This window comes from Candidatus Lernaella stagnicola (assembly GCA_030765525.1).
Lineage (GTDB): Bacteria > Lernaellota > Lernaellaia > Lernaellales > Lernaellaceae > Lernaella > Lernaella stagnicola.
This window is the reverse complement of record JAVCCK010000027.1, coordinates 166732-182314: the sequence shown is the minus strand read 5'-3', so window position 1 is coordinate 182314 and position 15583 is coordinate 166732. Positions and strand designations below refer to the sequence as shown.

Here is a 15583-nt window from a genome sequence, read left to right as displayed (position 1 = left end):
ATGCTGGACCTGGCCGGGCGCCGCGTACTGATCACGACCGCCCACAAGAATATCCGGTCGGGCGGTAGTATCCAGCTTTTCCTGCTCGCCCGCAGTTTGGTGCGCGCCGGGGCGCGGGTTGACGCCGTTTTCAACCATCGAGCCGGCGCAACGCAGAGCGAATCCAACCTGTTGTTGTTGAACGATCTGGGCATCAACGTGCATTTCCTGCGTTTCAGCCGCTGGTACAGCCCGGCGCAAGTCCTCGCGTTTCGTAAGCTCCTGCGAGCCGGGCGGTACGATATCGTGCACTCCCACAAAGGCAGCGACCTCTCGCTGGCGCTGCTGGCCTCGTGGGGCATGGCCATTCCCTGTTTGGTCAATACGCGCGGCGTGAATTTTCGCCTGGGACTCAATCGTTTCAAATACCGCAGCCTGCGGCTGGACCGCATCATCGTGGTCAGCAAAAACAGCAAGGCGGTGATGGTCGATTGCGGGGTGCCCGCCGAAAAAATCCGCGTGATTTACGGCGGCGTCGACACCGACCGTTTTCGACCGCAACCGGACCTCCGCGAGGTCGTTCGCAACGAACTAGGTTTGCCCGCCGACGCCCAGGTCAGCGTTGTGGCCGCGAATCTGGTTCGCCAGAAAGGCCACGGCGACTACCTGAAAGCCGCGGCGTTGTTGAAGCAGGACCATCCGGCGCTCTATCACGTCTTTGCCGGGGGCGGTGATCAAAGCGACCTGCAAGCCAAGGCGGCGGCGTTGGGCGTGGCGGATCGGGTCGTCTTCGCCGGTTTTCGAACCGATATGGAGCGGGTCTACGCGGCGTGCGATTTCTCGGTCATGCCCAGCTTCGCCGGGGAGGGCGTCTCGGGCGTGCTGCGTGAGGCAATGGCCTGCGGCCTGCCGGTGATCACCACCGATGTCGGCGGCAACGCGGAACTCGTCGTCCACGAAAAATACGGACTGGTCACACCCGTCCGCGACCCCGAAGCGCTCGCCGGCGCGATGGCGGGCCTCGTGAAAAACCCGGCTTACTCCCAGGCGCTTGCGGCGGCGGGCCGGCGATTCGTGCTTGATCGTTTTTCGGCCGAAAGTCGCGCGCGGCAAATCTTCGCCTTGTATGAGCACGTCCTGCAAAGCAAAAAGAGAGGATGATGCAAGTAGCGGCCGCCGGCACCTTCGCCGCATGCGTCGACGCCTTCGTCGAGACGGTGACCTGTCGCCGCGATCCGCTACGCGCGGTGGTGGCGCTCGTGGGCTCGCATCTGCTACGCGACCAAATCCGCCGGCGGCTGCACGAACAAGCCGGTGGCGCGCTGAACGTTGAACTGATCACCTTCCGAGACCTGGCCGACCGACTCGGGCGCCCGGCGCTCTCGGCCACCGGTCGTCGCGAGGCCGGTCCCTTATACAGCGAATCGTTGATTGCCCGTTTGTTGCTGGAAGACCGGCGCGGCTATTTCCACCCGGTGGCGCATTTTGCGGGCACCGCGGCGGCGCTCGCGGCCACGTTCACCGATTTGGAAGAAGCGGGGTGGACGCGTTTCCCCGGCAGCCCGCGCGGCGCGAAGCAGAAATCGGTGGCGAAACTCTTCACCGCGTACCGGGATGAACTTGGTCGCCGGTTTTTCACGGCGGCGGACGCGTTGGCGGCGGCGGTGACGCGGGTCGACCGCTTTCCGCGACTCTTCGGCGCTGACGATTTGCACGTGGTTGGTATCTACGACGCCAATCCCTTGCAGCAGCGATTGCTCAACGCGCTAGGCGAAATCGTCGACGTGCGATTCTACCTGCCCGACGTGCTCGACCCGCCCGCCATGGCGCAGGCAGCCGGCGGTCGATCGGCCTCACCGGCGACGCCGCCCGTGGAGACCTTGCGCATCCTGTCATGCCCTTCGGAAATCGCCGAGGTGAAAGCCATCGTGCGCCGGATGCGTCGATTGCGCCGCGAGGGCGTGCCGTATCACGACATGGCCGTGCTGCTGCGCCATCCCGACGTGTACGCCGACCTGTTCTTCACAACCCTCGAACGCGCCGGCGTGCCGTCTTGCGCCCCCGGCTTGTGCGGCACAGTCGATCATCCCACTGTGCGGGCGTTGCTGGCGTTGCTCAAGTTGCCGGGCTCGCCGTGGGGACGCGCGGCGATTGTCGGCTTTTTGTCCTCGACGGTTCTGCCCGACGCCGCCGCCGCGTGGCGGGAAACGCAAACCCGGTGGCCGCATGTAAGTCGTGTCGCGCGGGTTCGTCGCGGCGACGATTGGCAAACTCGTTTCACAAACGAGCCGAGGAAGTTGGTCGAAGACGACCACGACGCGTTTCATCATTTGGGAGAAGCGGCGGGCATGCTGTGCCGTGGCTTGCAGGCGATTACGAATGCGAACAACTACGCCGAGGCCGTGGCGATCTTCAGCGAAACCGCGGGCCGCTTCATCGCCTCCGACGACGTGCTGGAACGGGCGCGGGACGCTCTGAGCAAGCTGGCGGTCATGGACGCGGCCGGCCTGCCATTCGAACTGTCTCGCTTCCAGTCCAAGGCCGTCGCCGCCGTAAGCGCCGCCGCGCCGCCGCCGCACGATAAAACCGGTGTGTGCCTAACCGATTGGATCACCGCGCGGGGGTCGCGCTTCGCGTGCGTGTTCGTGCCCGGGTGCGTCGAACAAATGGTGCCGCATAAAAAACGGCAGGACGCCATTCTGCTTGACGCCGAGCGAATCGCCATCAGCGAGGCCGCCGGTGCGCCGGGTGCGTTGCCGGTCACAGCCGAATTGGCGCGCGAGGAACTGCGGCTGTTCGATATCGTGCTGCGCGCCGCGACCGACAAGGTGTGTTTGAGTGTTCCGCGCCTGGATGCCGGTGAGGGGCGCACGCGCCTGCCGAGCCACTTGGTGCTGGAACTGGCCGGCCGCTTGAGCGGGCGCGCGTTGACCTTCGGTGAACTGGGCGGCCAACCTTTCGTCGAGAACATCCCGGCCAGCCGTTTCGGGCCGGGCGATCCGCAAGACGCCTTCGACGAGGAGGAAAGGCGGCTCGCCGTAATGGAAGCGTTGGACGATCCACTGCAGCGCGTTCACTACCTGCTGGCCACGCGCAGTGAATTCTTCGAACGCCTTTGGGAACGGCAGATGGAACGCTTCACCGCCTTCGATTCCGTGACGCCGAGCGAGGGGTTGGTGACGCGAGAGGACGTGCGCGCCGCGCTGGCGGCCTGGGCCGACGCGAAGAAACACTGGTCGGTCTCGGAAGTGGAAAGCTACGCGCTTTGCCCGCGCCGATTCTTGTTCGAGCGAGTACTGCGCCTGGAATCGCCGGATGATCCCGAAGCCGTTGTGGCGCTGCCGCCCGACCGTGCTGGAACGCTGCTGCACAAGTTGATGGAGAGTTTGGAGGAACGCCTCGACCCCGCTTTCCGCGACGAAGCCCAGGGGCTGTTGGACAAACTCTACCGCGAAGTTGTAGCCGAGAACCTCACCGGCGGCGGCGTACTCGATGAAGCCGAGCACGAGCGTCTGTTGACGAGCATGAAGGCGATGCTGCAGTTGGCGCGCGACCAAGCCGGGCGCTACTCGTACAAGGCCGTCGAAGAACAGGTGGACCTCGTACTCAAGTTGCCGGACGGCGCGCCGTTGCGCCTGAAGGGGCGGCTGGACCGCCTGGACGAGCGCGACGATGGCGTCGAACGCATCGTGGATTTCAAAACAGGCAGACCGAGCGGGAAGATTCGCAGTAAAAAACTGGCCCCGGATAACTTGAACGCGGGCGCCACGTTGCAGGTGCCGCTGTATGCCGCGGCCCGCGCGACCACGCGGGAAGCCGACGTGGATTGCGAAGCGGCGTATTGGTTTTTGAAGAACGCAAAAGGAGAAATCCAACCTGAGGTTGTTTCGTTTTCGGCAGAACAACTAGTGAAATGGCGTGATGTGCTGCCGCGCATTCTCGTGCAACTAATCGCCGACGTTCGCGCCGGGAAATTCGTGCCCCGGCCGGATGTCGCGGCGAAAGCCGATAACGGCTACTGCGGCTATTGCCCGTATACCGTGATTTGCGATCCGCGCGCCCGGGCGCTGCTGGCCGCGAAGCCGCCGCTGCAGGAGTTGTACGCATGGTTGGACGAAGTGGGGAGGGCCGATGAGTAAGCCGCCGCCCGCCGCCGACCAGGCCGCGCGCGATTACGTCATCGGCGACCGCGCCCACAACCTGTGGGTGGAGGCCGGGGCGGGTACCGGCAAGACAACGCTGCTGGTCGAGCGGATCCTGTCTTTGCTGCTGGACGACACGCGGCCACTGCGCCTGCAGCGCGTCGCGGCGATCACCTTCACGGAAAAAGCGGCCGGGGAACTCAAGGTCAAAATTCGCCAAGAGATCGAGAAACGGCTGGTCGACTCCAACTACGAAACACGCCGCGACGTGTTGACCACCGCCCTGCGCGATTTGGAAACCGCCGCCATCGGCACGCTGCATTCCTTTGCCGGGATGCTGATCCGCGAGCGACCCGTCGAGGCGAAAATCGATCCGCGGGCCGCGACGCTCGACCAAGGTCAACACGACGGGTTGATGACCGAAGTGTTCGACCAGTGGTTTGACGAACTGGTGCACGATGCATCTCCGCCGCCGGTTTTCGGCTGGTATCTGCGCGATAAGAATTACAGCAAGCGGCGCGACGAGAACGACTGGTTGTGGACGCTGGCCAAGGCGGTTGTCGCCAACGCCGACGTGCTGCTAAGTGCGAGTTTGCCGCCACCGGCGGATCCGGAAATCGAGCGTTTGTGGGAAACGATACGTGAGGAAGCGCCGCGCGCCCTCGAACATGCAAGGGGCGTCGCGAAGAAACAAGATGACAAGGCGATTCTTCAACTGGAAGCCTTTTTAGCCGGGCTGGCCGAGGTTCCCGCACCGTCGACCGGCGACGCGTTTTTTGACGCCACCGCATCGTTGCCGAAATTCAATTTGGGAAGTGGTAACAAACAGACGAAGGAAAACCGAAGTCTCTTGCGTGAGCACGTGGATCAGATAACGACCGTGCGCCACGATACCAAAATGCGCGAACTGTTCGAACTGGCGCGGGATTATGCGCGGCGTTTCGAGGCCGAACGGGAACGGCGCGGCGCGCTTAGTTTCCAGGATCTGCTGGTCAAGGCCGCGGCGATGCTGCGCGAGGACAAGGACGTACGCGCTTACTTCCAAGGTCGCTTTGACGCCGTGCTGATCGACGAGTTTCAGGACACCGATCCGCTGCAGGTCGAGGTTGCGTTCTTCTTGTGCGAGAAGGGCGCGCGCGCCGATACCGTCGGCGACGTGGAACTGGAATCGGGCAAGCTGATGGTCGTCGGCGACCCCAAGCAGTCGATTTACCGCTTCCGGCGGGCCGATATCGAGGTGTATGAAAACACCAAAAAACATTTGCTCGACAACGCCGACCCGACACTGATCACCGTCAATTTCCGCTGCGCCGCGGGCATCATCGAAACCGTCAACGGTATGTTCGAACACTTGATGGAGTTGGACCCCGAGCGGCCCGTCAGCCCGGACTACATCGCGCTGCAAACCGGTCGCTCGGCATGGCCCACCACCGCCGGGGTGACCTTCCTGATGCCCGACGAGCCGGCGGGCAGCGCCGGGGAGGTTTGTCAGCGGGAATTCGCGGCGGTCGCCGATTGGCTGCGACGCAACCAAGCGGCAGGGCTGGAAGTGTTCGACCGCAAGCTCAACAACGGGCAGGGCGGCATGCGCCCCATGTCCTGGAGCGACGTGGCGATTCTCGACCGCCGAACGTCCAATTTCAACGAACTGGAGCAAGCGCTGCGCCGCGCCGGGGTGCCTTACCGAACCGAGGGCGGCAAGGTGTTTTACAGTCGCGAGGAAATCGCGGCGGTCGTCTGCGGAATTACCGCGCTGGAAGACGCCGACGACTCGGCCGCCTTGGCGCAGTGGTTGGGCAGCGATTTGGTCGGCTTTGCCGATCAAGACCTGCTCGGGCATTTCCTTGCGCGCGGCGACAAGCAGTTTTCCTATATGGATTTGGACGAGGATCTCCTCGACCCGGTGGCCGACGCCCTGCGGCACATGAGGCGCCTGCACGAGCGACGCAATCGGGTTGGCTGCGCGGCGACGGTTCGCGGTCTGTTTGATGCGTTTAGCGCCCTCCCGCAGGCCTACACACTGCCGCGCGCCGAGGTCGCGGTCGCCAACCTGCACAAGGTGCTCGACGCGGCCAGAGGGGCCGACCGCGACGGCCTGCGTTTCGACCAGTTCGTGCGCCAGTGGCGCGACGCCTTTAACGAGCAGCGCGACGAAAGCGACTTTGTCGTCACCGAAGACGCCGACGATGTCGTACACATCATGACGATCCACAAGGCGAAAGGGCTGGACTGGCCGATTGTCGTGCTGATCGACCTGGGCGGCGACGTCACGCGCCGCTACGACACCGTACTGTTTCGGCGGCAGACCGGCGAATTGGCGGTGCGCGTAAAGAAGGGCTACGAAACCGCGAACTACAATGCGATGAGCGATGTGGAATACGAGTTCGAAGATGCCGAGCGGGTGCGGCAGCTTTACGTGGCCATGACCCGGGCGCAGGACCACCTGCTCGTGCCGTTGTTCGGCAAGGTGAAAAAAAAGAAAGCGCCGCAAAAGGGTTATCTCAAATTCCTCGTAAAAGCCGAGGTGATCGACGACGAAATCACGATGCTCAAGCCGTGCGGCGCGGCGGTGCAGACCGTAACCGTCGCCGACTTGGATACCGATCTGGCGCATTACTGGCGATTGCCGCAGGAATTCCGCGACCGGCCGCTGAGCAAGACGGAGCGGGCTGTCTTCGAGCCCTGGCTGCACTACCGGCCTACGACGCTTCCGCCCCTGCCGCCGCCGGTGGAGTTCCGCCCGCCGAGCGAACACGCCGGAGGACCGCCGGTCGGTGGGACGTCTTACGGGCTGGCGATGGGGCAGGCGTTTCATGTCCTGGTCGAGCGCGTGGACCTGGCCGATCCGCTTGCCGATGATGAATCGCTACGAGCTGTCGCGGCGGAATCTGAGTTGGATGACGAACAAACGCAGACGCTGCATCGCTGGTTGCGCAACCTGACGGCGATGCCGGAATTTACGGCGGCGACGGCCGGGCGCGTGTGGCGCGAGGCGTCGTTCACCTGGACGAACTCGGAAGGCGTCGCGTATGCCGGGCAGATCGACATGCTTGCCGAGACCGCGGACGGCTTGTGGGTGCTTGATTACAAAACCGACGGCGTCAACCCGGAGCAGGTGGAGGCGCGGGCGGCGTTCTACGAGTCCCAGGGCCGCGTGTACCGGGATGCGGTTCGCTCGCTGGCGGGCGTGGAGGCCGTGCGCATGGTGCTTTGCTTCGTCGATGCGGCCGTGACCGTCGAAATTTCCTGATTGGTTTTGCGGAGCGTATTATGCGGCGCTTGTTTCGGCGCCCTTGCCGCGCGCCATCGTCAAGTAGCGCGCCGACGGTTCGTGGTCCGGCCAGCGCTGCAATACCGCCTGCCAAGTCGCCACCGCATGTTGGACGTCACCGCTCTGGAAATAGCTCAAGGCCAGTTCGCTGTGCCACCGCGGATTGTCGTCGTGGATCTCGAGCGCGGCGTTGATTTCGCGAACGGCGTCCGCGGTTCGGCCGAGCCGGCGGAAGGCTATTCCGAGTTTGATTTTCAGGTCGGGCCAGCCCGGGCGGAGCTTGGCGGCGTGCTCGTACTCGATACGCGCGTGATTGAATAGCTCGAGGGCGAAATAGGCGTCGCCGGTGGCCACGTGCTTGTTGGCCAGAGTTCCCATGCCCAGGCGCCCGGGATAGGGAATGATCTTGCTCATTTTTCCCACGAGCTTGGCGGCGTGATCGTAGTGCCCCATGTCGTTGAGCAACACGGAAAGATTCAGCCGCGCCTCGATGTAGCGCGGATTGAGTTGCAGGGCGTAAGCATAGAGCTTGACCGCGTCGGTGAAACGCCCCGCGCGGTGATAGATCGCGCCCAGCTTGCCGTACAACTCCGACCACTGCGGCTGATGGCGCACCAACTGGGTAAACAGCTTCTCGGCGACGGCAAAGTCCCCCCGATCATACGCGTCGCGAGCATCTTCGAGCATGGTTTTGACTTCCGGATTCATTGGGAATTGTCCTCCTTTTCCGGAGCCGATGCACCGTCGGTTGGCGGCGGTTTTGGGAAAGAAATCGGGGCGTCGAGCCCCTGGTATATGAGCCATTTGGGAAAAAGCCGACTCCCGTGCCGTTTCATGAGAAAGCGATCGTGGTGTTTGACGTGGTGAGCTTTCCCTTTTTTCGTGGTGAACACCATTTTGTATTCTTGATAGACCTCGGCGATATCCTCCGAGCGGAACTGAATGTCGCGGCGGAAGATCTGGATTTGAACCGAGGCCATTTTCACGAAGGTCTGGGTGATGGATTGACGCGCGTCGTATTGGGGGTCTGCCTTCAGGTAGTCCGGCGAAATCAATTCCAGATACGCTTCGACATTTCGCGTGTTGAGCGCCTGGTTGCGGGCGTCGAGGGTTTGGGTGATCAGGTCACGATCGTCGGCACAACCCGCCGCCAACAGCAGCAGCAAGGCTAGGGCCGCCGGCAGCAGGGCCTTAGTCAGTTTCGGCCAATAAATCTTTCGCGTCATCGGCGTATTTACCGTCCGGAAATCTCCGCAGCAACTGATCCAGCAAGCGCTCTGCCTGGCGATTTTCGTCCAGGTTGATCAAACAGCGCGCGCCGTAATACAGCGCTTCCTCGTAGTAATCGGTATCGGAAAACAAGCGGAAAATTCGCTCGTAACGTTTGTAGGCGGCGTAGTATTCCTTGTCGCGCCAGTAATGTTTGGCCACGTACCGTTCGCGCTTGGCCAGGTCGTTTCGCACTTCTTTGAGGTGCAGTCGGGCCTCGGCGTAGTAGCTGCTGTCGGGGTATTGCGAAACAACCTTCGAGAGATTGCTTTCGGCTTTTTGAGTTTGGGTTTGATCGCGGTCGATCGCCAGTTTCTGCTCGTAGCTGCACATTCCGCTATGATAAATCGCGTGATCGATTTTATCGTGGTTGGGGTGCCGTTTGGCGAAAGCGTCGTACGCGGCCTCGGCTTCGATCCACCGTTTGCGGGCGAATTCGGCGTCGGCGAGGCCCAATTCAGCGAGCGTGACGTACATCGAGAAGGGATACAAGTCGATCAACGCTTCGTACGCGTCGATGGCATCACTGTATTTCTTATTTTCGAATCTATCCTGAGCGTAGGAGCTGATTTCCGCCGCCGACATATCCTCGAAACGGGGCCCGCATGAGGCAAGCGCCAGCCAGATCGCGCAGCACAAGGCGATAAAAAGAAGTCGATTCGGTAACTTTTTGGCCAAACGCACGCTTTTCCTCGAGACCATAATTTCGCCTTCTATATATGAGTTTAGAGGGGAAAATGTCAAGCTTTTCTTTCGGTTATATGGTATGTCCCTTGATTTAAAAGGGAAAACCGGTTTTTCTCATCACCTCGATTTTTCCAGACGACGTATCGCCGCCAGCACGATTTCGCCCGCCGCGGCCAGCGAAGACTCCTGGATCAACTCAGGCCGATCACCGGCGGTGTGAATTTTCGTCCCGTTCGGGCCGGAAAACATCAGCGTCACCGCCGCCAGCCCCGCCTCCACGAGCGGAATGTGATCCGCCTCACCACCGACCAGACGCCCCAGGCGCTTGGTTTTTACACCCGCCGCGGCGCTGACCTGTTCGGCGAATTCTACGGCCCGCTCGGCCGCCGCTTGACGGAGTTTATCCGGTCCCGTGCCCGTGGCAAGCCATATTTTCGTGCCCAGCCCGACACCCTCGAAGTTCAGATACGTCGCCTCGCGCCATTCGGGCTCCTCGGCCAGCCCGCGCACATAGTGGTAACCGCCGGCCAAGCCCAGTTCCTCCGCTCCCGTGAACAGCACACGCACCGCCACACCGGCGGGCGGGTCCGCGACCAAGGCCTGCGCGGTTTCCATCAGCACGCCGCAAGCGCCCGCGTTGTCGACCGCGCCGGGTGATTCGTTGGCGACCTTCAGCGTGAGCAATACGACACCGGAAAGCACAGCCAGGGCCCAGAATGTCCACCAGATCACTCCGGGCAAGCCGAGTAACCAGGCGGGCCAAAACAGCGCGGGCGTCGTGGCCAGGGGCAAGACGAATACGCCCAGCGTGAAAAGGATCGAGCACACGGCGCGGGTGACGATCGACATGTTTTGACTTTTGGAGTCCGTGTGCGCCGAAAGGACCAAGCGCTCGACCGGTTCGCCGCGACAGGGTAGGTCGGCGACGATATTGCTGCTGCGCAGTTGCCACCCGGCTCCCGGAGTCACAGCGGCGACGAAAGGGTGTTCCGCCCGGCGGTCGTACAGTTTCTCGGCCGCGGCGCGCCGGTATCGGGCCCACAGTTTGCGGGCGACCAGCGGCAGGACCAAGCCGAACAAAGCTCCGAACCAGGGGACGGAGCTGAGCAACAGTCGGTGGATGATCAACAGGAGCAGGCCGGCGCCGAGCAACACGCGCAGCATGCCGAAGGGCAACATGGGGAAGAAGTGAAAGGCGTCTTCTTTCGGTTGCAGTCCCAATTCGGCCAGCCAGTTTTGCACGATTCGGCGAGCCTCGGGTTCGGCGGGAGTCCCGACCAATCTCGGGAAGGATAGTCGGCGAGCGTAGTCCACAGCCCGTTTCGCGTTGAATTTTCGCACGTTTTGTCCCCTTGTTGAATCGCGTTCGGTGTTCGTTACGTATTCATACATAAAAACGTATTGACATCAAAGAGGCGGTCTACTATGTTTTTTCTAAGCTCACTTACCGCCATTGAAAAACAGAAATCATCTTGAGGGCGTCCAATTGGCTCGCGGGTGGTTTGGTGTTTGGAATACGGCGAGTGGGCGGAACCGGCAACTCGGTTCACCGGCGAAGGGAACAAAGACGGGCGAAGATCGTCATACTGATATGCGAATCGGGAAAAGATCTCGTTTGTCTCTGGGTACTGTGGTATACAGTCCCTTCGAACTTTGCAAACAATTGATGGAGGTTGCTCGAATGAAACGCGCTATCGTTATCATCACTGTTTTACTGTTCGCCTTCAGCCTTTTTGCGCTGGTTGGCTGCAGCAAAAAAGACGAGCCGAAACCGGCTCCGAAACCGGCCATGAAACCGGCCCCGGCCGCGGCTCCGGCTCCCGCCGCGATTAAGCCGAAGGCTGAGACTCCGGCTCCGAAACCCGCGAAAATCGGCAAAAAGGCTCCGAAAAAAGCCAAGAAAGCGAAGGGCTTCGGCAAGAAGGGCAAGTAAGCACTTCACACGAGAATGGAACGTACGGGGCGCCTCTCAACGGGCGCCCTTCTTCTTTTGTGCTGAGGCGTAACAAAGTTGCTTTACGAACTAGACCTACGGCTATTTGAGCTGATCAACCGTGGGTTCACCGCCAAGGGCTTGGATTGGCTGGCGGTGGCGCTGCAGGATCCGTGGTGGCTGTGGGTTCCTCTCGGCGCCTTTGCCGCGTACTTGCTCGTCAAGGGTGGGCGGCAGGGGCGCTGGTTTGTCTTGGCGGCGGTCGTTGCCGTCGTATTAACCGACGTATTTTGCGCCCAGGTTCTAAAACCGCTGATCGGCCGGCCGCGGCCCACCATCGCTCTGGAAGGTGTGCGCATGTTGCTGGGGCGCAAGAGCGGTTTTTCGATGCCTTCCAACCACGCCGCCAACATTGCCGCGGCGGCTCTTTTGTTTTCCATACGTTATCGAAGGCTCGCACCGGTGTTCGTGATCGTTGCACTGGCGGTAGGTTGGAGCCGGGTTTACGCGGGCGTACATTATCCGCTCGACGTGTTGCTCGGCTACGCGATCGGGGCGGTCTTCGCCGCGTTGACGATGATGGCCAAGGACTCACTGGCAAAGAGATTTGAAACGCGAAGTCCCAATAATGTCGCAACCGGTAGGCAAAATAATTGACGTTGAAATTGACAAATGGCTGAAAAATCGGACATTTTTTCATGGCAACCAACCTGTGGATAAGTTGTGAGTGGAAACCTTTTTGAACCCGAGATACACAATGGCAAGGCCAATAAGAAAAGAGGGGGCTGCTGCCAACGCGGATCACGAAAGAGATTTCTTCCGCTTAGCAATGATTCTTGATAAGTTATTGAAATGAAAGATATAAACATTTTTACTTCGCGATTCCGGTTTTCTTGGGTTTGTTTACTGATAGTGAAAAATTGAGACTAAATCCGCCATTTTGTTGCGGAAATCGGACCGGTGGAAATTCATCCACAGATCTGTCCACAGGCTGGACGGCGGGCGCAAGAGGGTGGAACAGCGCGTGAACTGGCGTAGCGTGAAAACGTACTTGATGCAGAACCGAACCGTCGGCATCACCGGGGTTTTGCTTACGGTCTTGGCACTGTACGGCACCAGCGACGATCTCATGCTCTTCGCCGACGATTATATTTCCTGGGCTACGGTGAAATCTTCGCTCGATCAGCCGTGGTGGCACCTTGTCACGGTGTTTTACAATCCTGAGTTTTACCGCCCTCTGGACCTTCTGCTGATTCGCGCCGACATGGCGCAATTGGGCGACGATCCCTTTTTGTACCGCTGGGCGACCATCGTCGGCCATATGTTGACCGTATTGTCCGTGTATTGGTTCGTACGGCGCTTACGCTTCGATCGTGCGGTCGCCCTACTGGCCGGGGCTTTTTTCGCTCTGAGCCACGCCAACGCGATGGCAGCCCTATCCAATGACGCGGCCAGCCAGGTCTACTCCACCTTCTGCGGGATGATGGCGCTGGGCTTTGCGCTGCGCCGATATCCTGAACGGCCGCTACTGTCGTGGGAAGCGCTGATCAGCGCTGCATGGCTATTTGTCGCGCTGATGTGGAAAGACGCGGGCATCAGTTACGTGCCGGCATTGGCGGTACTGCTGATCTGGGAACTGAGCCGCGCGGCCAAGCGTGAGCGCGTTGCGCGGGCCGTCACACTGGCGGCGCCCTACGTTGTCGTGCTGACGGTTTATTTTCTCATGCGCTGGCACTCCGGTGCCGGAGGGCCGGAAATCTGCGGTCCGGGACGGTACGGTTTGTGCCCGGGATTGAATGTCCCGAAAAACATTATGCTTTTTCTCTTGGCGATGGTGACGCCGGTCGGCAGTTCGATCATCGTGTTGCGGTTGAATTCGGCTCCGTTCATGACCGCGTGGGTCGCCTCGATGGTGGCCGTGCTCGTCTTGTTGGGCGGCGGGGTGGCCATCCGTTACCGCCGCCGAGTAAGCGATCGCGCGCCGCTGATCGTCCTGCTGGTGCTGCTTTTCGTGGTGATGACGCCGGACGTGTTTCTAAATCAGGTCAGTGAGCTGTACGCGTATAAGCCGAACGCGATTTTCGCGGCGATCATGGGGGCGGCCATCGTGGCGTGGATACGCTATCTGGCATCGCGAAACCGGCGCGTTTGGCTGGCGATACTGGTCGCGTTTCTCTTGGTTCTGGCCTGGAGTCACGGGCAGTCGATCGTCCACAAGACGCAACGGATACGAACCGGCGGCGTCTGGTGCGCCAAACTGATGAATGAGATTCGCGCGCAACTGCCCGAACTGCCCACGCAGCGGATCATCGTCAGCAATCGTGACCCCGGCCCGGCGCCCTTCTACTCGATTTACTACATGGAGGGCGCATACGTACTCGGCGGCGGGAAAATATTCGAGTATTATTACGGAGATAAGATCGAAGAGTACCGTTTTGCAGAGTGGGCGGAACTAGATCGGGTGCTGGGTGATCTACCTGGTAAGAAGGTGATTCTGCTGTACGAGCGCGATCACGTACGCGTGGCCGTGACCGATGGGACGCGGAATCCGTTTTCGAGCGGCGAGACTGAATTGGCGCCCTGAGCCGATTTGATTGACAGATATAAGAGCAACTTTGTATAAGGGACCGTCGAGCGTTCCTCACCGGGTCGAACGCCCGACACGTTCTTTGTTGAAACGAACATGACAAACACCAATAACCCATCATGGGAGGGTGAAATGAAACGGTGGAGTAAACTCGCGTGGCTTTTCGTGGCGGTATTTGCCATTTTCGCGCTTACGGGCTGCGATGCGGCCGAAGATGCGGCCGAAAAAGCACTCGAAGAACTAACGGATTACGATTGGGAATTGACCGAAGAAGATTTTGAAGACCTGTCGGGCGTGAATACGCCCTTTGGTTGGGATTTCATCTTCGCAGTCAATCTTGAAGATGCTGAATTGGCCGAACAGATCGACGGATCTTTTTCCGTCGACATTTCGCCGCTGGAAGACTTCGGGTTGGACTTCGGCGACTTCGACAACCAGATCATGATCGGCAAGGTCGCGGCCAAAGGCGACACCGGCGGCAACGGTCTGCGTTACGCGAACAAAATCTTGATCGATGGCGGTGAAATCAAACTCGACGGCGAGAGCATTGACGTGCTCGGCGCCAGCGTGGGCTCCAGTGGTCCGGGCTGGTACGCGGCGTATCACGCACGCAACGCCGTGGGCTTCGTCAAGGGCATGGTCACCGATTGCGACGGCAACGCGCCGCCCGCCAACACGGTGCTCGTGCTCGCCTCCAAGGGCCCCTTCTTCACTTTCGCGGCGGGCAACGGCAGTTGGGCTCTGCCCAGCGTGGATGGCGCCCCGGCCGCGGTGAATTTCGACGCCGGCGATTGCACGGGTAGCGACAGCGCCCCGGTCACCGACGAAGAGAACCCGAAGGATCCCGAAGAGACCCCGCCGCAAAGTCAGCTTGAAGACGGTGTGAACACGAACATCGTCGACGCCGGCGAAACTGATCTGGGCAACGACGACGATCCGGATCCCGGCGCGCCCAGCAGCGGCTACTACTTCGAATTCGACGACGAAGACACCGGTTGGGCGTCCACCGGCGATTGCTTCGCGCAGGTTACCAACGCCGGCGACGACTACGACTACCTGTTCCCGGCCGGCGCGGACACCGACAAATCCTTCGGCTTCATTTCCAGCGGTTCGCCCACGGCGGGCGGCCTGCAGAGCTGCACGGTGACGCGCACCTTCATGGTGCCCGACGATACCGATACCTTCGTGGTTTCCTTCGACTTCCTGAGCCAGGAATACAAGGAATGGGTCGGCTCGCCGTACAACGATATCTTCACCGTGATCATTCAGGGTGAGTACGACTACGTCGTGAATCGTACGGTCAACGGTCCGAACAATTGGGAATTCATAAGCAACGGCGGCGTGATCGGCACCATCGCCGACAGCGTCGACGCGGGTCCCAATGCAGCCGATTCGACACCGGGCGAGACCAACGGCGGCAACGCCTTTGACGGTCACCTGAAATGGAACGGCGAGAACGACAACACGCCGCGTGGTGACGGCAACGACGACAACGTCAATGGTTACATTGCTGAATACGGCGTCGAGCCGGGTGCGACGATCACGGTGCTGATTACTGTCAGCGACGTGGCCGACGCGATTTACGACAGCGCGGGCGTCATCGACTACGTCGGTTTCGAATAAACCGCTAACCAGTATCGTCAAACGGGCCGGGACCTACGGGTTCCGGCCTTTTTTGTAATCCTCGATAGAAAAGCGCGTCGTGCCCAGATGAT

At 60.7% G+C, this 15583-nt stretch carries 11 protein-coding genes; 7 read left to right on the top strand and 4 right to left on the bottom strand.

Features of this window, described 5'->3' with window-relative positions:
• The 3 genes from P9L99_12520 to P9L99_12510 are packed head-to-tail and all read left to right on the top strand — an operon-like array spanning position 1 to position 7371.
• Entirely contained in the window at positions 1-1140 is a 1140-nt protein-coding gene (locus P9L99_12520; GenBank protein MDP8224178.1) for a glycosyltransferase, read from the top strand.
• Positions 1140-4118: a PD-(D/E)XK nuclease family protein gene (locus P9L99_12515; protein ID MDP8224177.1), complete on the top strand. Its 2979-nt coding sequence runs from the start codon at positions 1140-1142 to the stop codon at positions 4116-4118. Before P9L99_12520 ends, P9L99_12515 begins: the two co-directional genes overlap by 1 nt.
• Positions 4111-7371: a UvrD-helicase domain-containing protein gene (locus P9L99_12510; GenBank protein MDP8224176.1), complete on the top strand. Its 3261-nt coding sequence runs from the start codon at positions 4111-4113 to the stop codon at positions 7369-7371. Before P9L99_12515 ends, P9L99_12510 begins: the two co-directional genes overlap by 8 nt.
• A gap of 18 nt (positions 7372-7389) precedes the next feature.
• Here P9L99_12510 and P9L99_12505 read toward each other — a convergent pair whose 3' ends face one another.
• The 4 genes from P9L99_12505 to P9L99_12490 all read right to left on the bottom strand — a co-directional run bounded on the left by P9L99_12505 (position 7390) and on the right by P9L99_12490 (position 10689).
• On the bottom strand, positions 7390-8100 hold the full coding sequence (locus P9L99_12505; GenBank protein ID MDP8224175.1) for a tetratricopeptide repeat protein: 711 nt from the start codon (positions 8098-8100) through the stop codon (positions 7390-7392).
• Positions 8097-8618: a hypothetical protein gene (locus tag P9L99_12500; protein ID MDP8224174.1), complete on the bottom strand. Its 522-nt coding sequence runs from the start codon at positions 8616-8618 to the stop codon at positions 8097-8099. The genes P9L99_12505 and P9L99_12500 overlap by 4 nt, the downstream gene beginning before the upstream one ends.
• The gene (bamD, locus tag P9L99_12495) at positions 8584-9345 is read right to left on the bottom strand and encodes an outer membrane protein assembly factor BamD (GenBank protein MDP8224173.1); all 762 of its coding nucleotides are present in this window, start codon (positions 9343-9345) and stop codon (positions 8584-8586) included. The genes P9L99_12500 and bamD overlap by 35 nt, the downstream gene beginning before the upstream one ends.
• Positions 9346-9465: 120 nt before the next feature.
• Positions 9466-10689 carry a M28 family peptidase gene (locus P9L99_12490; protein MDP8224172.1) on the bottom strand — a complete coding sequence of 408 codons (1224 nt, stop codon included), beginning with the start codon at positions 10687-10689 and terminating at the stop codon, positions 9466-9468.
• 340 nt (positions 10690-11029) lie between these two features.
• On the opposite strand from P9L99_12490, the gene P9L99_12485 reads away from it, so the two are divergent.
• From P9L99_12485 to P9L99_12470, 4 genes are all read left to right on the top strand, one after another.
• Positions 11030-11281, top strand: coding sequence for a hypothetical protein (locus P9L99_12485; GenBank protein ID MDP8224171.1), 252 nt, complete (start codon positions 11030-11032; stop codon positions 11279-11281).
• A gap of 78 nt (positions 11282-11359) precedes the next feature.
• Positions 11360-11938 (top strand): phosphatase PAP2 family protein, encoded by a 579-nt coding sequence (locus P9L99_12480; GenBank protein ID MDP8224170.1) that lies wholly within the window; start codon positions 11360-11362, stop codon positions 11936-11938.
• 367 nt (positions 11939-12305) lie between these two features.
• Positions 12306-13865, top strand: coding sequence for a hypothetical protein (locus tag P9L99_12475; GenBank protein ID MDP8224169.1), 1560 nt, complete (start codon positions 12306-12308; stop codon positions 13863-13865).
• 135 nt (positions 13866-14000) lie between these two features.
• Positions 14001-15491, top strand: coding sequence for a choice-of-anchor L domain-containing protein (locus tag P9L99_12470; protein MDP8224168.1), 1491 nt, complete (start codon positions 14001-14003; stop codon positions 15489-15491).
• The last annotated feature ends 92 nt before the right edge of the window (positions 15492-15583 follow it).